The 21,235-nt window shown below is 59.2% G+C and carries 22 protein-coding genes; 15 read left to right on the top strand and 7 right to left on the bottom strand.

Going from position 1 to position 21,235, the window contains the following annotated elements:
- Positions 1 to 11: 11 nt before the first annotated feature.
- Both gluQRS and dksA read right to left on the bottom strand, forming a co-directional pair.
- Entirely contained in the window at positions 12 to 899 is an 888-nt protein-coding gene (gluQRS, locus tag ACQKP4_RS14110; RefSeq protein WP_427634025.1) for a tRNA glutamyl-Q(34) synthetase GluQRS, read from the bottom strand.
- A gap of 203 nt (positions 900 to 1,102) precedes the next feature.
- Complete coding sequence (dksA, locus tag ACQKP4_RS14105; protein ID WP_427634023.1) at positions 1,103 to 1,546, bottom strand: RNA polymerase-binding protein DksA; 444 nt, start codon at positions 1,544 to 1,546, stop codon at positions 1,103 to 1,105.
- A 333-nt stretch (positions 1,547 to 1,879) separates the two neighbouring features.
- On the opposite strand from dksA, the gene ACQKP4_RS14100 reads away from it, so the two are divergent.
- Both ACQKP4_RS14100 and sfsA read left to right on the top strand, forming a co-directional pair.
- Positions 1,880 to 3,052, top strand: a complete 1,173-nt coding sequence (locus tag ACQKP4_RS14100) for a pyridoxal phosphate-dependent aminotransferase (RefSeq protein ID WP_427634022.1) — start codon at positions 1,880 to 1,882, stop codon at positions 3,050 to 3,052.
- The gene (gene sfsA, locus ACQKP4_RS14095; protein ID WP_427634020.1) at positions 3,052 to 3,759 is read left to right on the top strand and encodes a DNA/RNA nuclease SfsA; all 708 of its coding nucleotides are present in this window, start codon (positions 3,052 to 3,054) and stop codon (positions 3,757 to 3,759) included. Before ACQKP4_RS14100 ends, sfsA begins: the two co-directional genes overlap by 1 nt.
- On the opposite strand, the gene ACQKP4_RS14090 is transcribed toward sfsA, so the two are convergent.
- Complete coding sequence (locus ACQKP4_RS14090; RefSeq protein WP_427634018.1) at positions 3,756 to 4,073, bottom strand: Rieske (2Fe-2S) protein; 318 nt, start codon at positions 4,071 to 4,073, stop codon at positions 3,756 to 3,758. The genes sfsA and ACQKP4_RS14090 overlap by 4 nt on opposite strands.
- 165 nt (positions 4,074 to 4,238) lie before the next feature.
- On the opposite strand from ACQKP4_RS14090, the gene ACQKP4_RS14085 reads away from it, so the two are divergent.
- The 4 genes from ACQKP4_RS14085 to ACQKP4_RS14070 are packed head-to-tail and all read left to right on the top strand — an operon-like array spanning position 4,239 to position 7,785.
- Entirely contained in the window at positions 4,239 to 5,111 is an 873-nt protein-coding gene (locus ACQKP4_RS14085) for a heme/hemin ABC transporter substrate-binding protein (protein WP_427634016.1), read from the top strand.
- Positions 5,112 to 5,161: 50 nt separating this feature from the next.
- Entirely contained in the window at positions 5,162 to 6,145 is a 984-nt protein-coding gene (locus ACQKP4_RS14080) for a FecCD family ABC transporter permease (RefSeq protein ID WP_427634073.1), read from the top strand.
- Positions 6,145 to 6,912, top strand: a complete 768-nt coding sequence (locus ACQKP4_RS14075; protein WP_427634014.1) for a heme ABC transporter ATP-binding protein — start codon at positions 6,145 to 6,147, stop codon at positions 6,910 to 6,912. The genes ACQKP4_RS14080 and ACQKP4_RS14075 overlap by 1 nt, the downstream gene beginning before the upstream one ends.
- Before the next feature lie 21 nt (positions 6,913 to 6,933).
- Positions 6,934 to 7,785 (top strand): ChaN family lipoprotein, encoded by an 852-nt coding sequence (locus ACQKP4_RS14070; RefSeq protein WP_427634012.1) that lies wholly within the window; start codon positions 6,934 to 6,936, stop codon positions 7,783 to 7,785.
- Between the two features lie 264 nt (positions 7,786 to 8,049).
- Here the strand turns inward: ACQKP4_RS14070 and ACQKP4_RS14065 are convergent, their stop codons facing one another.
- The 3 genes from ACQKP4_RS14065 to ACQKP4_RS14055 form a co-directional block, all read right to left on the bottom strand.
- Positions 8,050 to 8,322, bottom strand: coding sequence for a TfoX/Sxy family protein (locus ACQKP4_RS14065; protein ID WP_009050884.1), 273 nt, complete (start codon positions 8,320 to 8,322; stop codon positions 8,050 to 8,052).
- Between the two features lie 296 nt (positions 8,323 to 8,618).
- The gene (locus tag ACQKP4_RS14060; RefSeq protein WP_427634010.1) at positions 8,619 to 8,963 is read right to left on the bottom strand and encodes a pentapeptide repeat-containing protein; all 345 of its coding nucleotides are present in this window, start codon (positions 8,961 to 8,963) and stop codon (positions 8,619 to 8,621) included.
- 91 nt (positions 8,964 to 9,054) lie between these two features.
- Positions 9,055 to 10,611 (bottom strand): AAA family ATPase, encoded by a 1,557-nt coding sequence (locus ACQKP4_RS14055; protein WP_427634008.1) that lies wholly within the window; start codon positions 10,609 to 10,611, stop codon positions 9,055 to 9,057.
- Between the two features lie 118 nt (positions 10,612 to 10,729).
- Between ACQKP4_RS14055 and mrcB the strand changes: the two genes are divergently transcribed.
- Genes mrcB through ACQKP4_RS14040 form a run of 3 tightly spaced genes read left to right on the top strand, consistent with a single transcriptional unit; the run spans position 10,730 to position 14,158 of the window.
- A complete protein-coding gene (mrcB, locus tag ACQKP4_RS14050; RefSeq protein WP_427634006.1) occupies positions 10,730 to 13,054 on the top strand; it encodes a penicillin-binding protein 1B in 2,325 nt (774 codons plus the stop codon).
- Between the two features lie 16 nt (positions 13,055 to 13,070).
- The gene (locus ACQKP4_RS14045; RefSeq protein WP_427634004.1) at positions 13,071 to 13,823 is read left to right on the top strand and encodes a hypothetical protein; all 753 of its coding nucleotides are present in this window, start codon (positions 13,071 to 13,073) and stop codon (positions 13,821 to 13,823) included.
- Positions 13,823 to 14,158: a YqcC family protein gene (locus tag ACQKP4_RS14040; RefSeq protein ID WP_149418325.1), complete on the top strand. Its 336-nt coding sequence runs from the start codon at positions 13,823 to 13,825 to the stop codon at positions 14,156 to 14,158. The genes ACQKP4_RS14045 and ACQKP4_RS14040 overlap by 1 nt, the downstream gene beginning before the upstream one ends.
- A 36-nt stretch (positions 14,159 to 14,194) precedes the next feature.
- On the opposite strand, the gene ACQKP4_RS14035 is transcribed toward ACQKP4_RS14040, so the two are convergent.
- Positions 14,195 to 14,611, bottom strand: a complete 417-nt coding sequence (locus tag ACQKP4_RS14035; RefSeq protein WP_427634002.1) for a DUF4124 domain-containing protein — start codon at positions 14,609 to 14,611, stop codon at positions 14,195 to 14,197.
- Positions 14,612 to 15,011: 400 nt separating this feature from the next.
- On the opposite strand from ACQKP4_RS14035, the gene ACQKP4_RS14030 reads away from it, so the two are divergent.
- The 6 genes from ACQKP4_RS14030 (at position 15,012) to msrQ (ending at position 20,997) form a co-directional block, all read left to right on the top strand.
- Entirely contained in the window at positions 15,012 to 16,736 is a 1,725-nt protein-coding gene (locus tag ACQKP4_RS14030; RefSeq protein WP_427634000.1) for an acetolactate synthase 3 large subunit, read from the top strand.
- A gap of 2 nt (positions 16,737 to 16,738) precedes the next feature.
- Entirely contained in the window at positions 16,739 to 17,230 is a 492-nt protein-coding gene (gene ilvN, locus ACQKP4_RS14025) for an acetolactate synthase small subunit (protein ID WP_003176102.1), read from the top strand.
- Positions 17,231 to 17,278: 48 nt separating this feature from the next.
- Positions 17,279 to 18,295, top strand: a complete 1,017-nt coding sequence (gene ilvC / locus ACQKP4_RS14020; RefSeq protein ID WP_007948647.1) for a ketol-acid reductoisomerase — start codon at positions 17,279 to 17,281, stop codon at positions 18,293 to 18,295.
- Positions 18,296 to 18,440: 145 nt separating this feature from the next.
- The gene (gene pssA / locus ACQKP4_RS14015; protein WP_427633998.1) at positions 18,441 to 19,298 is read left to right on the top strand and encodes a CDP-diacylglycerol--serine O-phosphatidyltransferase; all 858 of its coding nucleotides are present in this window, start codon (positions 18,441 to 18,443) and stop codon (positions 19,296 to 19,298) included.
- Positions 19,299 to 19,363: 65 nt separating this feature from the next.
- Entirely contained in the window at positions 19,364 to 20,377 is a 1,014-nt protein-coding gene (msrP, locus tag ACQKP4_RS14010) for a protein-methionine-sulfoxide reductase catalytic subunit MsrP (RefSeq protein ID WP_427633996.1), read from the top strand.
- On the top strand, positions 20,377 to 20,997 hold the full coding sequence (gene msrQ / locus ACQKP4_RS14005; RefSeq protein ID WP_427633995.1) for a protein-methionine-sulfoxide reductase heme-binding subunit MsrQ: 621 nt from the start codon (positions 20,377 to 20,379) through the stop codon (positions 20,995 to 20,997). Before msrP ends, msrQ begins: the two co-directional genes overlap by 1 nt.
- Positions 20,998 to 21,235 lie beyond the last annotated feature (238 nt).

Genomic DNA, 21,235 nt, shown 5'->3' with positions numbered 1-21,235 from the left:
TGCAAGCGTGATCACTGCAGTTGCGCTTCGGGCAGCGCCAGTGTGCGCGGGATTAGCGATGCATCCCAGTGGGCGATGCCCCAGTTCAGCACTTCCCGTGGGCTGCCATCGGCCAGCTCAACCCCCGGATTCTGGCCCAGCGCACGCAATGCACGCAGCAACAGCGGCGTGGCCTGGTCCTCGGTCAGCGGCGGCGAACGGTAGGATTTCCCGAGTTTGTTGCCATCGGGCTGGGTAATCAGCGGGATGTGCAAATAACGCGGTTGGCGCAGGCCCAGCAGTTCTTGCAGGTAAAGCTGTCGCGGCGTGGAGTCCAGCAAGTCGGCGCCGCGCACGATGTCGGTGATGCCTTGCCAGGCATCGTCGAGCACCACGGCCAGTTGATAGGCGTACAGCCCGTCGCGGCGACGGATCACGAAGTCGCCGACTTCCCGTCCCAGGTGCTGGCGGAATTCGCCTTGCACGCGGTCGATGAAGTGGTAGTCCAGCTCCGGCACGCGCAGGCGAATCGCCGCGTCCCCGGTGCCATGGCCGGCGTTGCGGCACAGCCCCGGATAAATGCCGTGATACGGCTCCAGTTGTTTGCGCGAACAGGTACAGGCGTAGGCGAGGCCGTGATTGAACAGGCCATTGAGAATTTCGGCGTAGGCTTCGTGGCGGTCACTCTGGCGAACCAGCTCGCCGTCCCATTCGAATCCATAGCTTTCGAGCGCCTTGAGGATCGCCGCTTGAGCGCCGGGTTCTTCCCGTGGCGGGTCGAGGTCTTCCATGCGCATCAGCCAGCGACCGCCTGCCGAACGCGCGTCAAGGTAGGAGGCCAGCGCTGCGACCAGCGAACCGAAATGCAGGTGGCCACTGGGTGTGGGGGCGAAGCGCCCGATGTAGCGAGAGACAGTCATGAGGGCGATGGTACGTCGTCTAATCGTGCGCAATCCACCTGCGGGAGCGGGTTTGCTCGCGAATGCGCTGGGTCATTCAGCTTAAGTGTTGCCTGACACAGCGCGTTCGCGAGCAAACCCGCTCCCCCAGGGTTCGGTGCCGTGGCGGATTACAGAAACAAAAACGGAGCGTTCGCACGCTCCGTTTTTCTTTCAAGTCGAGATTACTTGCCGACTTGCTTTTCCTTGATTTCCGCCAGGGTCTTGCAGTCAACGCACATATCGGCGGTAGGGCGGGCTTCCAGTCGCTTGACGCCAATCTCGACGCCGCAGGACTCGCACCAGCCATATTCTTCGTCTTCGATCAGTTGCAGCGTCTTGTCGATCTTCTTGATCAGCTTGCGCTCGCGGTCGCGGGCACGCAGCTCGAGGCTGAATTCTTCTTCCTGGCTGGCACGGTCTGCCGGGTCCGGGAAGTTGGCTGCTTCGTCTTTCATGTGATCAACAGTACGGTCGACTTCCTGCATCAAGTCCTGTTTCCACTTGTTCAGGATCTTGGTGAAGTGCGCGCGCATGGGCTTGCCCATGTATTCCTCGCCCTTCACTTCTTTGTAGGGTTCGAAGCCGCTGATCGTCGTGTTCTGCTGTTGCTTTGCTTGGGTGGGCATGAAATGGACCGCCTCTACTCTTGTAATCCATCTGCGCAGGATTGCTCCATCACCGACACCTGCCGGCCCTGCGGCTGCAAGCGGGCGAACTTACCAGATCAAATCGGACCGCGCTACTCCCGGATGTCGAGGTAGTGGCCCGTGGTCCTTGCAAATCATTGCAAAGCCTTGTCTGGCGGTGTTGGAGACCTGATCAAATATTGATTTTAGTCAAACCTGGGGTACTCGCTCGAGTCGTTGATAACCAGGGTTCTAAGGCGTCTGACCGCTTTAGGTTCTCGCTCGTTCCTGCGCTTGGGTAGAATCGGTTCTTTTCCCGTTGAAGGAAGGCTAATGGCCCAGCCCTACAGTGCCCGCAGTCGCGCGATCGAACCGTTTCATGTCATGGCGCTGCTGGCGCGGGCCAACGAGCTGCAAGCCGCTGGCCATGACGTCATCCACCTGGAAATCGGCGAACCGGACTTCACCACCGCCGAGCCGATCATTCAGGCCGGCCACGCCGCATTGACTGCCGGGAAAACCCGCTACACCGCCGCCCGTGGCATCCCGGAGTTGCGCGAGGCGATTGCCGGTTTTTATCAGCAGCGGTACGGGTTGCACATCGATCCGCAACGCATCCTCATTACGCCCGGCGGTTCCGGAGCCTTGCTGCTGGCCAGCGCATTGTTGGTCGATCCGGGCAAACACTGGCTGCTGGCGGACCCCGGTTATCCCTGCAACCGCCACTTTTTGCGCTTGGTGGAAGGCGCGGCGCAGCTTGTTCCTGTAGGGCCGGACGTGCGTTATCAGCTGACGCCAGACCTCGTGGCCCGACATTGGGACCACGACAGCGTCGGCGCCTTGGTGGCGTCGCCAGCGAATCCGACCGGAACCCTGCTGACCCGCGACGAACTGGCCGGGCTGTCTGCCGCCATCAAGCAGCGCCATGGGCATCTGGTGGTGGACGAGATCTACCACGGCCTGACTTACGGCACCGACGCCGCCAGCGTGCTGGAGGTCGATGACAGCGCCTTCGTCCTGAATAGCTTTTCCAAATATTTCGGCATGACCGGGTGGCGTCTCGGCTGGCTGGTCGCGCCGGAAGCGGCGGTCGGCGAGCTGGAAAAACTTGCGCAGAATCTTTACATCAGCGCGCCGAGCATGGCCCAGCACGCCGCGTTGGCCTGCTTCGAACCGGCGACCATCAGCATTCTGGAAGAGCGTCGCGCCGAGTTCGGCCGTCGTCGCGATTTCCTGCTGCCGGCCTTGCGCGAGCTTGGCTTCAACATTGCGGTGGAGCCGGAAGGCGCTTTCTATTTGTACGCCGATATCAGTAAATTCGGCGGAGATGCCTTCGCGTTCTGCCGACATTTCCTCGAAACCGAGCACGTGGCGATCACCCCGGGCCTAGACTTCGGGCGTTATCAGGCTGGGCATCATGTGCGGTTTGCCTACACCCAAAGCCTGCCGCGCCTACAGGAAGCGGTCGACCGGATCGCTCGCGGCTTGAAGAGCTGGCAAGACTGATGCGCTTTTTTCCTCCCCTCGAAGAAGGTCGGCTGATTCGTCGCTACAAGCGTTTTCTCGCCGATATCGAGACGGTTAATGGCGAGTTGCTGACCATTCACTGCCCGAACACCGGCTCGATGCTTAATTGTCAGGTTGAAGGCGGGCAAGTCTGGTTCAGCCGCTCCAACGACCCTAAACGCAAATTGCCCGGCACCTGGGAAATCGGCGAAACCCCGCAAGGTCGGCTGTTTTGCGTCAACACCGGGCGCGCCAACGGCTTGATCGAGGAAGCGCTGCGGGCCGGGGTCATTACCGAGCTGAACGGCTTTACCGAACTGAAGCGCGAAGTGGCCTACGGGCAGGAAAGCAGCCGTATCGACTTCCGTCTCGAATACCCGAGCGGGCCGGCGTACGTGGAAGTCAAAAGCGTGACGCTGGGCTTTGACGGTTCAGCGGTGGCGGCTTTTCCCGATGCGGTGACGCAGCGCGGGGCCAAGCATTTGCGCGAGTTGGCGCATCTGGCCCGGGATGGGATTCGCGCGGTGCAACTGTATTGCGTGAGCCTGAGCGGCATCGAGGCAGTACGTCCGGCCGAAGAAATCGATTCGGCGTATGCGGCCGCCTTGCGTGAGGCGGTGGCGAGCGGGGTTGAAGTGTTGGCTTATGGCGTGCGTCTGAGTCACGAAGAAATGCACGTCGAGCGGCGTCTTGAGGTGTTGATCTAAAGGCTGATCCAAATGGCTTGTTCGTCCTCGCGACAAGCAATAGCGGTCAGCGATTGCCCGGCGCACGGGCCGGCAACGCATTCGCCGTCCTCGATCAGAAACAGTGCGCCATGGGTGGCGCACTGGATCAGGCTGTTGCTGGGGTCGAGAAACTGGTCAGGCTTCCATTCCAGCCCGACACCCCGGTGCGGGCAGCGATTGAGGTAGACGTAGACCTGGCCGCCCCGGCGCACGGCTAGCAGCTTTTGCCCGTCGACGTCGAAACCGCGACTGCTGTTGTCCGCCAACTCGGCGCCCGCGCAAAGCAACTTCATGTCTATCCTCAAGTCCCGTGGCTCGTGACCGGATATGTCCGAGCTTGACGTTTAAATGCAAACAATTATCAAATGGCCGCCCTGCCCGTGGGGTGCAGATGCAGATGCCGAGGATACTGGGCCTGTCATCTTAATGCCCGGGGAAAACCATTAAGGAAGCTGTTTATGCGCTTGAGTACCCGCGTTGCCGCGCTCTGTGTCGGACTTTTCGTCAGCCATCAGGCCGCAGCGGCCGAGTTGCCGCAACGTTGGGTCAGCGCCGGTGGCGCCTTGTCGGAGTGGGTCAGTGTGCTGGGCGGTGAAGCGAAACTGGTCGGCGTCGATACCACCAGTCAGCACCCTGAGGCCCTCAAGTCGCTGCCGAGCATCGGTTATCAGCGTCAGTTGTCGGCGGAGGGCATTTTGAGTTTGCGCCCGCAGATTCTAGTCGGCACCGAGGAAATGGGGCCGCCGCCAGTGTTGTCGCAGATTCGCACTGCGGGCGTGCAGGTTGAGTTGTTCTCGGCAAAACCGGATTTGCCGGCGTTGCAGGGTAACTTGCAGCACCTTGGCCAGTTGCTGGGGGCTGAGGATCAGGCAGCGCAGGCGTTTCAGCGTTATCAGCAGCAACTCGATCAGCAAAAGATCCGCGTGACCCAGGCGCAATTGACGCAAAAATCTCCGGGCGTCTTGGTGCTGATTGGCCATGCGGGCGGCAAACCGCTGATCGCCGGTAAAGACACCGCTGCCGATTGGCTGCTGCAACGGGCGGGTGGCCATAACCTGGCGACGCACACCGGTTACAAACCTTTTTCCAACGAATCCTTGATCAGTCTCGACCCCGAGGTGCTGGTGTTTGCCGACCGTGCGCTGACGGGCGACGCGGCAAAGGCTGCATTGTTCAAGGAAAACCCGATTCTGTCCTCGACTCGCGCCGCCAAGGACGGGCGCGTCATGGAGCTTGATCCGACGCTGCTGGTGGGGGGGCTCGGGCCGCGCTTGCCGGATGCGATTAAAAAACTGTCTGAAGGCTTTTTCCCAGGCAACGCCGCCCAATGACCGTTCTGGTTAAACCCCGTGCGTTGTTTATCGGGCTGAGCCTGCTGTGTCTGCTGGCGATCTGGTTGTCGCTGGCGCTGGGGCCAGTCAGTCTGCCGCTGTTCGATACGTTGCGCGCGGCGTTGCGCATGATCGGTGTGCCGATTGAGCCCGACGGGTTGGAGCAAGCCGAACTGATCCTCGGGCAGATTCGTCTGCCACGTACCTTGTTGGGGCTGGCGGTCGGCGGTGTGCTGGCGCTGTCGGGTGTGGCGATGCAGGGGCTGTTTCGTAATCCGCTGGCCGATCCGGGACTGGTCGGCGTCTCCAGTGGCGCGGCGTTAGGCGCGGCGATTGCGATTGTCGGCGGTTCGGCCTTTGGCGGTTTGCCGGAATCGTTCGGGCCTTATTTGTTGTCGGTGTGCGCCTTCCTTGGCGGGTTGGGTGTCACAGCGTTGGTCTATCGGCTCGGCCGGCGCAATGGCCAGACGAACGTTGCGACCATGCTGCTGGCCGGTATTGCCTTGACGGCGTTGGCCGGGTCGGCGGTGGGGCTGTTCACTTATCTGGCCGATGACGCGACATTACGCACGTTGACCTTCTGGAATCTTGGCAGCCTGAACGGCGCCAGTTACTCGCGACTGTGGCCGTTGCTGCTGGTCAGCGCCGGGGTGGCGCTGTGGCTGCCGCGCCGGGCCAAAGCATTGAACGCGTTGCTGCTGGGCGAGTCGGAGGCCGGGCATCTCGGCATTGATGTCGAAGGGCTCAAGCGCGAACTGGTGTTCTGCACCGCGTTGGGCGTTGGCGCGGCGGTCGCGGCCGCGGGGATGATCGGGTTTGTCGGGCTGGTAGTGCCGCATCTGGTGCGGTTGCTGGCTGGGCCTGATCATCGGGTATTGTTGCCGGCGTCGGTGTTGGCGGGTGCCAGCCTTCTATTATTTGCCGATCTGGTTGCGCGCCTCGCACTGGCGCCGGCGGAGCTGCCGATCGGTATCGTCACCGCGTTTATCGGTGCGCCGTTCTTTCTGTTTTTACTGCTCCGGAGGCGTGTCTGATGTTGCGCACGCAGAATCTGCATATCCGTCGCGGCACGAAGACTGTGCTGACAGACCTCACGCTTGAGCTCAAACCGGGGGAAGTCCTTGGTGTGCTGGGCCCCAACGGTGCTGGCAAAAGTACGTTGCTGGGGGCGTTATGCGGTGAACTGAAAGCGGATCACGGCAGCGTCTGGCTCGATGAGCAGGCGTTGAGTCAGTGCACCGGCACGCAGCGAGCCCGGCGCCTGGCGGTATTGCCGCAAGTATCGACCCTGGACTTCGCCTTTCGCGTGGAAGAGGTGGTGGGCATGGGGCGCTTGCCCCATCAAAGCGGTCGGGTGCGCGATGACGAGATCATCGCCGCCGCCTTGCACGCCGCCGACGCCGGGCATTTGAGCGGGCGCAGCTATCTGGCGTTGTCCGGTGGCGAGCGTCAGCGGGTACATCTGGCGCGGGTGCTGGCGCAACTCTGGCCGGGCGAGGCGGGCCAAACGTTGTTGCTCGATGAGCCGACCTCGATGCTCGACCCGCTACATCAGCACACCACCCTGCAAGCGGTCCGCGAATTTGCCGATCGTGGTGCGGCGGTGTTGGTGATCCTGCATGATCTGAACCTGGCGGCGCGTTATTGTGATCGGCTGCTGTTGCTCGAAGGTGGGCGGCCGGTGGCGCTCGACACGCCGGCGCAGGTATTGCGGCCAGAACCGCTCAAAGCCGTGTTCGGTCTGGAAGTATTGGTGCAGCAGCACCCGGAGCGCGGGCATCCGCTGATCATCGCCCGCTGAGTCATTCATCGAGGTGAACACATGCGTGTGATGTTGCTTATGGCGCTGCTGGTATTGAGTGGCTGCCAACATTTGTCGAGCCCTGCGCCGGTGACTGGCGAGATTCGCGATTTGCGCAGCGGTCAGACGTTGACGTCTGAGGAGCTGATCACGCGGCTGGCCAAACCGTCACGGTTGATCGTCGGCGAGCAGCATGACAACAGCGATCACCATCAACTGGAATTGTGGTTGTTGCAGCGCTTGGGCGAGCGCCGACCCCAGGGCAGCCTGCTGCTTGAAATGCTCACGCCGGATCAACAGTTACGCGTCGACGATGTCCGTCACGCATCAACGCTGCCAAAGGATTTGCCCGGTGCCCTGGCCTGGCAATCGGGCTGGGACTGGAGTTTGTACGGGCCCATCGTGCGTTTCGTCCTGACTCAGCCTTATCCATTGCTGGCGGCCAACCTGGACAATCTCGAAGTCCGCACCGTTTACGCCACACCGCCGACATTGAGTGGGGCGCATTCCAATGCCGCTTCGGTCAAGGATGAATTACTGGCACAAATCAACGATGCGCATTGCGGTCTGCTGCCCACGTCGCAGATGCCGGCGATGTTGGCGGTCCAGCAGCAACGTGATCGGCGGATGGCCGAACGCTTGCTCGCGGCGCCGGCACCTTCGGTGTTGTTCGCTGGCGCTTACCACGCGCGCAAGGATGTCGGCGTGCCGCTTCATGTGCTGGATTTGCGCGAGTCTCAGCCGCCGACTGTGTTGCTGCTGGCAGAGCACGGGGCCGAGGTGACATCGGCCATGGCTGATTACGTATGGTTCACGCCCGCCACGCCGGCTCAGGATTACTGTGCAGAAATGCGCAAACAGTTCGGCAAGTAGAACGGCAACTTTCTACAGGCAAAAAAAGACCCGGCAAGAGCCGGGTCAAATAACCGTGATTAGCCTGATGAGGAGATATCTGAGAGTCCGAACCAAGGGCTTTTCAAATATCGACCAGTCTCGCGACCAGTTGCGGTAATCATAGCGATTCTCATTACCATGTCAACCGTTGATTTTTGATTTGTTTGCATTGCTCCGTCTTTTGGCTGGATGGCCCTTTAAACATTGGGCTTGCGGGCATACACATGCCACGCATGTTCGGATTCAGTTTTTGTGGCGCGAGGAGATCGCGTCCAATTGCTTGTTCAGCGCCTCTTTGCGTTCGGCGGGAATGTCATTCCAGTGCACGTCCATCAACGCGCCTTCAATTGCATACAACAACACCTTGGACGCCCGAAACCCGCGAGTGCGCACGGCCCGGTACGCATCGACCGCCCCGAGGCGACGCAAATCCGAAGCGCTGTGGATGCCCACGGCATGCAGCCATTGCGCCGACGTCTTGCCAAGATTCTTCAGGTGCTGCAGTTCATCATTCATCAAGCCTCCTTGCGACGGCCGAACGGTGCGTGGGCGAGCTTCTCAGGAGTGTAGCCATCAGTAGGAAAAGCGTGATTCTTTGGTCGGTTTCGACGCAAAAGCTTCTAAGAGGCAAGGGCTTGACGTGTTCGAAGGGGCTGCGAATGCAGTAGAGGAGGGTGATGCAAGCCCTTGTGGGGGCGGGCTTGCTCGCGAAGACATCGTGTCAGTCGACACCAATACTGAAAGCTAAACCGCTTTCGCGAGCAAGCCCGCCCCCACAAGGGTTGCGTCGTATCGGGGAGGCGATGCGAACGTTAGCGGGTGCGGTAACGCAAGCGGGTGCCGAAGTTCATCGACATCAGAATCTCGTCTGCGCTGAGCTCGACAGGAAAGTAGGCACCGGAGATCTGCGCATGCGCCAGGCTGGCGCCTTCTAGCGATGCATTGCGAAAGTCGATGCCGCGCAAATCGGCGGAGCGGAAGTAGGCATCGGTGAAGTCGATGCTGTCGGCATTCAGTTCACGCAGGTCCAGGCCACGAAAGTCGCCCCCGGCCATGTCGATAGGACCGCCCGCAGGCCGTTCGCTGTTGAACCCTTTGATGTCGTCTTTGTGCAGCAAGGCATAAAGCGGAGTGTCGAGAAGCTTCGGCTGGTTCATGTCATATCACCCGTTGGTTTTATGACGCCAGTATAGTGCCACTATTTGACAGCCGTGAAGCCGGCAAAGGCTCCACGGTTGAAATAGTTTTTTACAGGCCAGGCATGCGTTGGCGAATTTGCGCGACAACGGTGTCGAGCGTTCCACTTTCATTGGTCTGGACGCGTTTGCTGCAGAGAATTTCTGCTGGCGTCAGCGGCTCGCGATTCGCTTGCTGGGCTTCGATAACCGCCAGGTTGGCGTCGGACGGGTCAGTGTTGTCGGCCTGACGCAAGGCCAGCCAGCTCTCGATCACGGCTTGGGGGGCGTGGCAATCGAGAATCAGGAACGGCGCCCCGGTGCTTTCGGCGACTTTCGATGCGCCGTCACGTTGCTCGCGCTTGAGGTAAGTGGCATCGATCACCACCGGGAAACCGGCGCGCAGGATGACATCGGCAATTTCATGCAGGCGGCTGTACGTCTTGGCACTGGCGTCGGCACTATAAATGCCGGCTTGCGGATCGTTCGGTACGGTTTGCTCGCCAAACAGGCGTTTGCGTTCAACGTCCGAACGCAGGCGAATGGCGCCCAATGCTTCCACCAGACGCATCGCCACACGGCTTTTGCCAACAGCGGAGACGCCGTGGGTGATTGCCAGGAAGCGTGAAGGAATGGTGCTGTAGCTTTCCGCCAGGTTGGCGTAGTTGCGGTATTGGCGCAGGGTCGTGGCGCGCATCACCGGATCGGCTTCGGCCGGCATGCTGAACAGGCTGACCTTGGCGCGAACCAGTGCGCGGTAGGCTTTGTAGAAGTTCAGCAACTCCAGGCCCTGATAGTCGCCGCTCAATTCCAGATACTGGCTGATGAATCGGCGTGCCAGGCTCTTCAGGCCACGGTCTTCGAGGTCCATTGCCAGGAAACCGGTGTCGGCGTAGACGTCGGTGAAACGGAACGGTTCGTTGAACTCGATGCAGTCGAAGATCACGACCTTGCCATCGATGACGGTGGCGTTGCCCAGGTGAATATCGCCGTGGCATTCACGGATGAAACCCTCGGCCTTGCGCTGGGCGAACAGTGGCTTGAGGCGTTCGAAGCTGCTTTCGGCCCAGGCTTGCAGCGCGTCGAGTTGCAGCAGGTCAGCCTTGTCGCTGAGGAACGGGCGGATCTGTTCGAAGTTCTGCCGCACGGGGGCCATGACGCTGTCCGGGGTGCCCGCTTCGTGTTCGGCCGGCACTTTCGGTGCGCTGAGGTGGAACTGAGCAATTTGCGCGGCCATCTCGTCGATGTGGGCGGTGGTCAATTCGCCGTTGGCTTGCAAGGTGCTGAGCAACTGGCTCTGTGGGAACTGACGCATTTTCAGCACGAAATCGACGACCGGGCCTTCGCCGCCCAATTGTGGCGCTTCAGCGCTACCGGTGATCGGCAACACTTCCAGATACAGATCGTTGGTCAGGCGCTGATTAAGGCGCAGTTCTTCGCCGCAGAAATGCTCGCGGGCATCGAGGCTTGTGAAGTCGAGGAAGCCGAAGTTCACCGGCTTCTTCACTTTATAAGCAAAGGGACCGGTGAGGATGACCCAGGAAATATGGGTTTCGATGACTTGAAACCCGTCTACCGGATGCGGGTAGAGGGCCGGGTTTTGCAAGGCGGCGATCAGGGACTGGCTCACAGGCGATCCTTTAGAGTCTTGGGAAAATTCACGGCCGCCATTATGGCCGCAAGTCCGCCTGACGCAAACCTCGGAGGGCGCCTGTTGAGTATGAATAAAGTGCGTATAATCCGCCGCCATGACTCGTACTCGATCCCCCCGCACTCCAAAAAAACCACCGTCCAGGGGCCTGCGCCCATGGTTGGGATGGGCCCTTAAACTCAGTCTGGTCGGCCTCGTGGTGCTCGCCGGGTTCGCGGTTTACCTCGACGCGATCGTCCAGGAAAAGTTTTCCGGCAAGCGCTGGACGATTCCGGCCAAGGTGTACGCCCGCCCGCTGGAGCTGTTTACCGGCCAGAAATTGAGCAAGGATGATTTCCTCACCGAACTCGATGCCTTGGGCTACCGCCGCGAAGCCGTGAGCAACGGCCCCGGCGCCGCGGCGGTCAACGGTAATACCGTCGATTTGAATACCCGTGGCTTCCAGTTCTATGAGGGCCTGGAAAAACCTCAGCCCGTGCGCGTGCGTTTTTCCGGTGACTATGTCGCCGAACTGTCGGCGACCAACGGTTCGAAGCTCTCCGTGGTGCGATTGGAGCCGTTGTTGATCGGCGGGATTTACCCGAAAAATCTCGAAGACCGCATTCTGATCAAGATCGATCAGGTGCCGCCGTATCTGCTGGAAACGCTCGTCGCGGTGGAAGACCGGGATTTCTATAGCCACTGGGGCGTGTCGCCCAAGTCGATTGCCCGCGCCATCTACGTCAACACCTCTGGCGGCAAGATGACCCAGGGCGGCAGTACGTTGACCCAGCAGTTGGTCAAGAACTTCTACCTGACCAGCGAGCGCAGCCTGACGCGCAAACTCACCGAAGCCATGATGGCGATGTTGCTGGAGTTGCATTACGACAAGCGGGAAATTCTTGAGGCCTACCTCAATGAGGTGTTTGTCGGTCAGGATGGCCAGCGCGCGGTGCACGGCTTCGGTCTGGCCAGTCAGTTCTTCTTCGGGCAGCCGTTGTCCGAACTGAAACTGAATCAAGTTGCGTTGCTGGTGGGCATGGTCAAGGGGCCTTCCTATTACAACCCGCGTCGCAACCCTGAACGGGCGCTTGAACGGCGCAACCTGGTGCTCGACGTGCTTGAGCAACAAGGTGTCGCCACCGCCGAGCAGGTTGATGCCGCGAAAAAAATGCCACTGGGTGTAACGACGCGCGGCAAGTTGGCCGACAGTTCGTTCCCCGGCTTTATCGACCTGGTTAAACGGCAACTGCGCGAAGACTATCGCGACGAAGACTTGACCGAAGAAGGGCTGCGGATCTTCACCAGTTTCGACCCGATTCTGCAGATGAAAGCGGAAGCCTCCGTCAACGACACCTTCAAGCGCCTTTCCGGGCGCAAGGGTGCCGATGACGTTGAGGCGGCGATGGTGGTGACCAACCCGGAAACCGGTGAAGTCCAGGCCATGATCGGCAGTCGCCAAGCCAGTTTTGCCGGCTTCAACCGTGCGCTGGATGCGGTGCGACCGGTCGGTTCGTTGATCAAGCCGGCGGTTTATCTGACCGCGCTTGAGAAGCCGAGCCAGTACACCTTGACCAGTTGGCTGTCGGACGAGCCCTTCTCGGTCAAAGGCGCGGACGGCCAGGTCTGGAAACCGCAGAACTATGATCGTCGTTCCCACGGCACGGTTTTTCTTTATCAGGGGTTGGCGCATTCCTACAACCTGTCGACCGCGCGTCTCGGGTTGGCCGTGGGCGTACCGAATGTCCTGAAGACCTTGGCGCGCCTGGGTGTGACCCGCGAATTCCCGGCGTTCCCGTCGATGTTGCTGGGCGCGGGTGGGATGACCCCGATTGAAGTCGCGACCATGTACCAGACGCTCGCCAACGGTGGTTTCAATACGCCGATGCGCGGGATCCGTAGCGTACTGACCGCCGAAGGGGAGCCGCTCAAGCGTTACCCGTTCCAGATTCAGCAGCGTTTTGATCCGGCTTCCATTTATTTGATCCAGAGCGCCATGCAGCGCGTCATGCGTGAAGGCACCGGCAGTTCGGTCTATAACGTGTTGCCCAAGACCCTGACGCTGGCCGGCAAGACCGGTACCAGTAACGATTCGCGAGACAGCTGGTTTGCCGGGTTCAGCCAGGATTTGCTGGCCGTGGTCTGGCTGGGTCGCGACGACAACGGCAAGACCCCGTTCACCGGCGCTACCGGTGCACTGCAGGTCTGGACAAGCTTCATGCGCAAGGCCGATCCGCTGCCGCTGGACATGCCGCAGCCGGACAACATTGTTCAGGCCTGGGTCGATTCGCGCACCGGGCAAGGCTCTGATGCCAACTGCCCAGGTGCGGTGCAGATGCCGTATATTCGCGGCAGCGAGCCACCTCCCGGCGCGGCGTGTGGTGGGGAAACCCCTGCAACCGGCGAAACGGTGATGGATTGGGTCAAGGGCTGGATGAATTAAGCAAAGAGGGTTTCAAGTGAACAAGTGGTTGATTCCAGCGGTTACCGCCGTGGCTTTGCTCAGCGGTTGCTCCACGGTGCAGCGCGGCTCGATTCCGGTGGTGGACTCGGGCAGTGCCGTCTCCAACAGTGAGCGGATTTCGGCGAACGGCGGCTTCCGTCAGACGACGGTCAAGCGTCCTGCGCAAGCCCAGGCTCAGGCGATTCCGCAAGGTGATACCGGCGTTGTCGTGATGGTGCCGGGTGGCGGCGCAGTTGCGTCGGCACCGATCAGCACATCGCCGATCACCCCAGGCCCGATTACGCCGGGGCCGATTACGCCGGGGCCGATTGATACCTCGCCGGTGCAGTCGGCACCGATCAATCAGGGCAGTTACAGCATGCCGTCTACGCCGAGCGGAATTCCCTCGGCCAGCACCGGTGGCGGATTGTCTGCCGATGAACAACTGGACGGTCCGGTGCTCGCACTGTTGACCACCGCTCAACAGCAGCAGGCTGGCGGCGACCTCAACGGCGCATCTTCCAGCCTGGAGCGTGCGCAGCGTGTTGCGCCGCGTGAGCCGCAGGTTCTTTATCGTCTGGCGCAGGTGCGCATGGCTCAAGGTGACGCGCCACAGGCCGAGCAGTTCGCTCGCCGCGGCCTGACCTTCGCCAGTGGCCGCCCGGATCTGCAAGCCAGCCTGTGGGAATTGATCGCTCAGGCGCGTGAGAAACAGGGCGATTCCGCCGGCGCATCGTTGGCCCGTCAGAAGGCCAAGGTTTCGCTGTGATGGATGCACGCTTCCCGAAGATTGCCGAGCAGTTGCTGCTGATCGAACGTGAACTGCGCATTCAGGGTTGGTGGGACGAGGTTTCGCCATCCGCTGAAGCGCTGTCCAGCGTCGAGCCGTTTTCGGTCGATACGCTGGATTTCGAACAGTGGCTGCAATGGATTTTCCTGCCCCGAATGAAGGCGATTCTCGAACAGGATCTGCCATTGCCGAACGCCTCGGGCATTCAGGAGATGGCCGAAATGGTCTTCGCCGCCCGCAATGTGCAGGGCAAGGACCGGCAGTTGCAGGTGTTGCTCAAAGAGTTCGACCTGCTGATCACCGCCTCCCGCTAGCGCCGATCCTTTTTCGGCGCGCGACTCCTGCAGATCCTATTGGCAATTATCTGCAATTTGTTTCTGTGCCTCGGTGGTGCGCTCCTGACGTTGCTCGTCGGTCAGGCGGCGCATCTCACCGTCGACCTCTTCGCGCAAGCGCGGATTGTTTTGCAGCTGCGCCAGATTCGTTCTGGCCTGATCGCAGAACACCTTCAACTGGGCTTGCTGCTCGGCCACCTGTTTTTTCACGGAGTTATCGATCGCTTGCTGATCGCCGATGGCAGTGCCGCGCGGCGCTGCGGCAGGGTTGCTCGCGGGCGAGGAGGGTGTCACCACGGTGGTGGCTTCCTGGCCTTGCGGTGGTTGCGCGTCGAAGTGGGTCACGCCTTGGGCGTCGACCCATTTGTAGATCTGACCAGCCATGCATAAAGGGCTGATCAGCAGAGTGGCGATCAAGATGTACGTTCGCATGCCTTTTCCTTGCCATGAGTTGCGCAATTGAAGCTAACACAGTTGCGGTTTGGCGGTTTTTTCTTGCTTTCTCATGCGCTTACTTCAATAAAGCACATAGACGGCTTGACTTGGAGAGGGCGAAACAGAAGAATCCAAAGTCCGCTGTAGAGGGACTGCCAGAAGCAGGCCCACTCAGCAGATCATGAGGCGCACATCCGCGCCGACCTGTAACACCCGCAACGCGTTACCTCGCGCTGGGTGGGAAAGCCCCGCAACACTTGGGACGATCCCAATACTTGCTCAGTCAGTGCTGACGTAGTCGGCGACCACCGTCGCTCATGCTCTGCTGAGAAGTAAACCTATTAAGACCTGTCCCCATTGGAGTGGGCAGTATTCTGGCGTTTTAGAGGTGAACAACGTGGAGCTTTTATCTGGCGGTGAGATGCTCGTCCGCTTTTTGCGTGACGAAGGCGTCAAATACATCTACGGGTACCCGGGTGGTGCTCTTCTTCATGTTTACGATGCCCTGTTCAAAGAACCGGAAGTGACCCATATTCTGGTTCGTCACGAACAAGCGGCTACCCATATGGCTGACGGTTATGCCCGTGCCACCGGTAAAGCCGGAGTGGTACTGGTGACTTCCGGTCCTGGCGCAACCAACGCCATCACCGGTATCGCCACCGCCTATATGGACTCCATTCCAATGGTGGTCATTTCCGGCCAGGTGCCTAGCACCATGGTGGGCACCGATGCGTTCCAGGAAACCGACATGATCGGTATCTCCCGGCCGATCGTGAAGCACAGCTTCATGATCAAGCATGCGTCGGAAATCCCGGAGGTCATGAAGAAGGCGTTCTACCTGGCGCAATCCGGTCGTCCTGGTCCGGTCGTTGTCGATATCCCGAAAGACATGACCAACCCGGCCGAGAAGTTCGAATACATCTTCCCGAAAAAAGCCAAGCTGCGTTCCTACAGCCCGGCTGTTCGCGGTCACTCCGGGCAAATCCGCAAAGCGGCAGAAATGCTGTTGGCGGCCAAGCGTCCTGTGATGTACGCAGGTGGCGGCGTGATCCTCGGTGGTGGCTCCGCGCCGCTGACCGAATTGGCGAAGATGCTCAACCTGCCAGTGACCAATACGCTGATGGGCCTGGGTGCCTACCCTGGCACCGACCGTCAGTTCATCGGCATGCTCGGCATGCACGGCAGCTACACCGCTAACCTGGCGATGCACCATGCCGACGTGATCCTGGCGGTCGGTGCGCGTTTCGATGACCGCGTGATCAACGGCCCGGCGAAGTTCTGTCCGAATGCCAAGATCATTCACATCGACATCGACCCGGCGTCGATCTCCAAGACCATCAAGGCTGACGTGCCTATCGTTGGCCCGGTCGAGAGCGTCCTGACCGAAATGGTCGCGATTCTCAAGGAAATCGGCGAGACCCCGAACAAGGAGTCCGTGGCCAGTTGGTGGAAGCAAGTGGGCGAGTGGCGCGGTGACCGTGGCCTGTTCCCTTACGACAAGGGCGACGGCAGCGTCATCAAACCGCAAACCGTGGTTGAAACCCTGTGCGAAGTGACCAAGGGCGATGCCTTTGTGGCTTCCGACGTGGGTCAGCACCAGATGTTCGCGGCGCAGTACTACACGTTCAACAAGCCGAATCGCTGGATCAACTCCGGTGGCCTGGGCACCATGGGCTTCGGTTTTCCGGCGGCCATGGGCATCAAGTTGAGCTTCCCGGATGCCGACGTCGTCTGTGTGACGGGCGAAGGCAGTATCCAGATGAACATTCAGGAACTGTCCACCTGTCTGCAATACGGCTTGCCGGTGAAAATCGTCATCCTGAACAACGGTGTTCTGGGTATGGTTCGCCAGTGGCAAGACATGAGCTACGGCAGCCGTCACTCGCATTCCTACATGGAATCGTTGCCTGACTTCGTCAAGCTGGCCGAGGCCTATGGTCACGTCGGCATGCGCATCACCGATTCGAAGGATTTGAAGTCGAAGATGGAAGAGGCGTTCGCCATGAAGGATCGCCTGGTGGTGCTCGATATTTCGGTCGACACCAGCGAGCACGTCTACCCGATGCAGATCAAAGACGGCTCCATGCGCGATATGTGGCTGAGCAAGACGGAGCGTACTTAATCATGCGGCACATTATTTCCTTGCTTCTGGAAAACGAACCGGGCGCTCTGTCTCGTGTAGTCGGCCTGTTCTCGCAGCGCAACTACAACATCGAAAGCCTGACCGTGGCGCCGACCGAAGACCCGACATTGTCGCGTCTGACGTTGACCACTGTGGGGCACGATGAAGTCATCGAGCAGATCACCAAGAACCTGAACAAACTGATCGAAGTGGTCAAATTGGTCGACCTGTCGGAGAGTGCTCACATCGAGCGCGAACTGATGCTGGTCAAGGTCAAGGCCACCGGCGCCCAGCGTGCCGAGATCAAGCGCACCACCGATATTTACCGTGGGCAGATCGTCGATGTCAGCGCCAGCGTGTATACCGTTCAATTGACCGGTACCAGCGACAAGCTCGACAGCTTCATTCAGTCCATCGGCACCGCCTCGATCCTGGAGACCGTCCGTAGCGGCGTAACCGGTATTGCTCGCGGCGACAAAGTACTCAGCATCTAAACCAAATTAGCGAATGGCCCGAACGGCCTGGATATATAGGGGAATTTCATGAAAGTTTATTACGAAAAAGACTGCGACCTGTCGATCATCCAGGGCAAGAAAGTTGCCATCATCGGTTACGGTTCCCAGGGCCACGCCCAAGCGTGCAACCTGAAAGACTCCGGCGTTGACGTTACTGTCGGTCTGCGTAAAGGTTCGGCCACTGTTGCCAAAGCCGAAGCTCACGGCCTGAAAGTGACCGACGTCGCTTCCGCTGTTGCGGCGGCCGACCTGGTCATGATCCTGACCCCGGACGAGTTCCAGTCTGCCCTGTACAAGAACGAAATCGAGCCGAACATCAAGAAAGGCGCCACCCTGGCCTTCTCCCACGGCTTCGCGATCCACTACAACCAGGTTGTTCCGCGCGCTGACCTCGACGTGATCATGATCGCGCCGAAAGCACCGGGCCACACCGTGCGTTCCGAGTTCGTCAAAGGCGGCGGTATCCCTGACCTGATCGCTATCTATCAGGATGCTTCCGGCAACGCCAAAAACGTTGCGCTGTCCTATGCTGCTGGCGTGGGTGGCGGTCGTACCGGCATCATCGAAACCACCTTCAAGGACGAGACCGAAACCGACCTGTTCGGCGAACAAGCCGTTCTGTGCGGCGGTACCGTTGAGCTGGTCAAAGCCGGTTTCGAAACCCTGGTTGAAGCAGGCTACGCGCCGGAAATGGCCTATTTCGAGTGCCTGCACGAACTGAAGCTGATCGTTGATCTCATGTACGAAGGCGGTATCGCAAACATGAACTATTCGATCTCCAACAACGCTGAATACGGCGAGTACGTGACCGGTCCGGAAGTGATCAACGCCGAATCCCGTCAGGCCATGCGCAACGCCCTGAAACGTATTCAGGACGGTGAATACGCCAAAATGTTCATCAGCGAAGGCGCAACCGGCTACCCTTCGATGACCGCCAAGCGTCGTAACAACGCCGCTCACGGTATCGAAATCATCGGCGAGCAACTGCGCTCCATGATGCCGTGGATCGGAGCCAACAAGATCGTCGACAAAGCTAAAAACTAAGTCGCGCACTTGTACGGAAAACGCGGCCTAGGCCGCGTTTTTTCGTTTGGATCACTGGTTCTGGTATAAAGCTGCATTGTTTGTGGCCGAACCGTCGTCCCAGACACTTGTCGAAAACTTTCCATCCTGTTGCAAGGTAACCTCCATGAGCGAACGCCCCGAAGAGCCAAAACAGGCTCCTGACGCCGAAAGCCTGCTGCCTATCGATGAACACATCGAAGAAGGGCATGACGCTGAAGGCCGTAAAGTCCGGCATCGTGGTATCTATCTGCTGCCGAATCTCTTCACCACTGCGAACCTGTTCGCAGGGTTTTATTCCATCATCAATTCGATGAGCGCGCAGGCCGCCTTAAGCGCAGGTGATTCGGCCAATGCGAGCAAATACTTCGGTTTTGCAGCGATCGCGATTTTCGTGGCGATGGTGCTCGACGGCCTCGATGGTCGCGTGGCCCGCATGACCAATACGCAGAGTGCCTTCGGCGCTGAGTACGACTCGTTGTCGGACATGGTTGCGTTTGGTGTGGCGCCGGCGTTGCTGGCGTTCGGTTGGGCCTTGGGTGACATGGGCAAGGTCGGCTGGATGGTTGCCTTCATCTATGTCGCCGGCGCTGCGTTGCGTCTGGCGCGCTTCAATACTCAGGTGGGGACCGCCGACAAGCGTTACTTCATCGGCCTGGCCAGTCCGGCGGCTGCGGGTGTGGTGGCGGGTATTGTCTGGGCGTTCAGCGATTACGGCATTCAGGGTTCGAAGATGTCGTTCCTCGTGGCATTGATGGTCGCGGCGGCCGGCATGCTGATGGTCAGCAACATCAAGTACAACAGCTTCAAGGAACTGGACCTGAAAGGGCGCGTACCTTTCGTGGCCATCCTCGCGGTGGTTTTGGTGTTCGCTGTCGTGTTCAGTGATCCACCACGCATCCTGCTGTTGGTTTTCCTCGCCTACGCCGCTTCTGGCCCTGTTCAATATCTGTTACACCTTCGTCGTCACAAAAACGCCGAATGATGTAATTTCCCCCTCATACTCCGCAGTCTATTGGTGCACCTGTCCTCCAATGTTGCGGAGTTGCCATGCTGATCAAATTTCCCAACGCGTCTGACTGTCTCGAGTCGGACGTCACGCCTGAATCCGTTTATCTTTCTCGACGCAATGTCCTCGGTGCTGCTATGGCGGGTTTGGCTGTGAGCAGTCTGCCTCGTTGGGCCAGTGCCGAAGACGCTGCGCGTTATGCCGATGTCGAGTCCGGCAAGGCGCCCTCCTGGTTCATCGACAAACTTCCTTCTACCAAGTGGGGGGCGGTCAACGTCAAGGATGAAGCGATCACGCCTTTCAAGGACGCGACCCACTACAACAATTTCTATGAGTTCGGCACCGATAAAGGAGATCCGGCCGCGAACGCGGGCGCGCTGAAAACCGAACCGTGGAGCGTCGTGGTCGATGGGGAAGTGGGAAAGCCGGGGCGCTATGCACTGGAAGACTTCATGAAGCCTTATCAGCTGGAGGAGCGCATCTACCGTCTTCGCTGTGTAGAAGCCTGGTCGATGGTCATTCCCTGGATCGGTTTCCCTATCTCGGCGTTGCTCAAGGAAATTGAGCCAACGTCCAATGCCAAATACATTCGTTTCGAAACGCTGCAGGATCCCAAGACAATGCCGGGGCAGCGTTCCGGTTTTGCGCTGATCGACTGGCCTTATGTAGAAGGGTTGCGATTGGATGAGGCGATGAATCCCCTGGCGATTCTTGCGGTGGGGATGTATGGGCGTGAATTGCCGAATCAGAACGGGGCGCCGCTGCGTTTGGTGGTTCCGTGGAAGTACGGTTTCAAGAGTGTGAAATCCATCGTGCGGATCAGTCTGGTCAGTGAGCAGCCGAAAACCACATGGCAGAGCATTGCGGCGGATGAGTATGGCTTCTATGCGAATGTGAATCCTGCGGTTGATCATCCTCGTTGGACTCAGGCTCGCGAGCGGCGGCTGCCGAGCGGTTTGTTCAAGCCTAACGTGCGAGATACGCAGATGTTCAACGGCTACTCGGATGAAGTCGCTTCTTTATATACAGGGCTCGATCTGCGGAAGAACTACTGATGCGATATCCGTTTTGGCGCATTGCCGTGTTCATTGCCGCGGCGATCTGGCCGCTGCTTTGGTTGTATCAGGCGTGGGCTGATGTGCTCGGGCCGGATCCAGGCAAAGTGCTGGTTGATCGATTGGGGCTGGGGACGCTTGTTCTGCTGCTAATTACACTGAGCATGACGCCCTTGCAGAAAATCACCGGTTGGGCGGGGTGGATTGCTGTTCGACGGCAATTGGGGTTGTGGTGCTTTGCTTATGTGGTTTTGCATCTGTGCGGCTATACAGCTTTCATTCTTGGATTTGATTGGTCGCAATTGGGTGTTGAGCTGCGCAAGCGGCCGTACATTATCGTAGGCGCGCTAGGGTTTCTGTGTCTGTTGGTGTTGGCGGTAACTTCCAATCGCTACAGTCAACGGCGTTTGGGTCTGCGATGGAAGAAGTTGCATCGCCTGGTCTACGTCATTCTTGGGCTCGGATTGCTGCACATGTTGTGGATCGTTCGTGCCGATTTGAAGGAGTGGGTGGTGTATGCCTCTATAGGTGTGTTGCTGTTGTTGCTTCGCATACCTGCGATAACCCGCAGAATCCCGCGTTTGATGGCAAAAAAAGCATCCACTGCAAGAAAGGCGTAATTAACGGTTGACGGCAGATTCTGGAGGTCTATAATTCGCCCCACTTCCGGCGCAGTCGAAACGGAAAACTCCTTGGTAAACAATGAGTTACGCAGTTTTCGACAGTGAGTTGCTTCAGGTCATCGAAGCCGAAAGGGGGTTGAAAAAAGAGGTGTTGACAGCAGCGAGTAACGCTGTAGAATTCGCCTCCCGCTGACGAGAGATCGACAGCGCAAGTGGTTGAAGTTGCAGAGGAAAC

The organism is Pseudomonas sp. NPDC086278, assembly GCF_050280905.1.
GTDB lineage: Bacteria > Pseudomonadota > Gammaproteobacteria > Pseudomonadales > Pseudomonadaceae > Aquipseudomonas.
This window is presented reverse-complemented; position numbering and strand designations above follow the sequence as displayed.

Excerpts from the sequence above, each read along its gene's own strand:
- gluQRS (WP_427634025.1), bottom strand. The coding sequence starts at position 899 with ATGACTGTCTCTCGCTACATCGGGCGCTTCGCCCCCACACCCAGTGGC.
- dksA (WP_427634023.1), bottom strand. The coding sequence starts at position 1,546 with ATGCCCACCCAAGCAAAGCAACAGCAGAACACGACGATCAGCGGCTTC.
- ACQKP4_RS14100 (WP_427634022.1), top strand. The coding sequence starts at position 1,880 with ATGGCCCAGCCCTACAGTGCCCGCAGTCGCGCGATCGAACCGTTTCAT.
- sfsA (WP_427634020.1), top strand. The coding sequence starts at position 3,052 with ATGCGCTTTTTTCCTCCCCTCGAAGAAGGTCGGCTGATTCGTCGCTAC.
- ACQKP4_RS14090 (WP_427634018.1), bottom strand. The coding sequence starts at position 4,073 with ATGAAGTTGCTTTGCGCGGGCGCCGAGTTGGCGGACAACAGCAGTCGC.
- ACQKP4_RS14085 (WP_427634016.1), top strand. The coding sequence starts at position 4,239 with ATGCGCTTGAGTACCCGCGTTGCCGCGCTCTGTGTCGGACTTTTCGTC.
- ACQKP4_RS14075 (WP_427634014.1), top strand. The coding sequence starts at position 6,145 with ATGTTGCGCACGCAGAATCTGCATATCCGTCGCGGCACGAAGACTGTG.
- ACQKP4_RS14070 (WP_427634012.1), top strand. The coding sequence starts at position 6,934 with ATGCGTGTGATGTTGCTTATGGCGCTGCTGGTATTGAGTGGCTGCCAA.
- ACQKP4_RS14065 (WP_009050884.1), bottom strand. The coding sequence starts at position 8,322 with ATGAATGATGAACTGCAGCACCTGAAGAATCTTGGCAAGACGTCGGCG.
- ACQKP4_RS14060 (WP_427634010.1), bottom strand. The coding sequence starts at position 8,963 with ATGAACCAGCCGAAGCTTCTCGACACTCCGCTTTATGCCTTGCTGCAC.
- mrcB (WP_427634006.1), top strand. The coding sequence starts at position 10,730 with ATGACTCGTACTCGATCCCCCCGCACTCCAAAAAAACCACCGTCCAGG.
- ACQKP4_RS14040 (WP_149418325.1), top strand. The coding sequence starts at position 13,823 with ATGGATGCACGCTTCCCGAAGATTGCCGAGCAGTTGCTGCTGATCGAA.
- ACQKP4_RS14035 (WP_427634002.1), bottom strand. The coding sequence starts at position 14,611 with ATGCGAACGTACATCTTGATCGCCACTCTGCTGATCAGCCCTTTATGC.
- ilvN (WP_003176102.1), top strand. The coding sequence starts at position 16,739 with ATGCGGCACATTATTTCCTTGCTTCTGGAAAACGAACCGGGCGCTCTG.
- ilvC (WP_007948647.1), top strand. The coding sequence starts at position 17,279 with ATGAAAGTTTATTACGAAAAAGACTGCGACCTGTCGATCATCCAGGGC.
- pssA (WP_427633998.1), top strand. The coding sequence starts at position 18,441 with ATGAGCGAACGCCCCGAAGAGCCAAAACAGGCTCCTGACGCCGAAAGC.
- msrP (WP_427633996.1), top strand. The coding sequence starts at position 19,364 with ATGCTGATCAAATTTCCCAACGCGTCTGACTGTCTCGAGTCGGACGTC.
- msrQ (WP_427633995.1), top strand. The coding sequence starts at position 20,377 with ATGCGATATCCGTTTTGGCGCATTGCCGTGTTCATTGCCGCGGCGATC.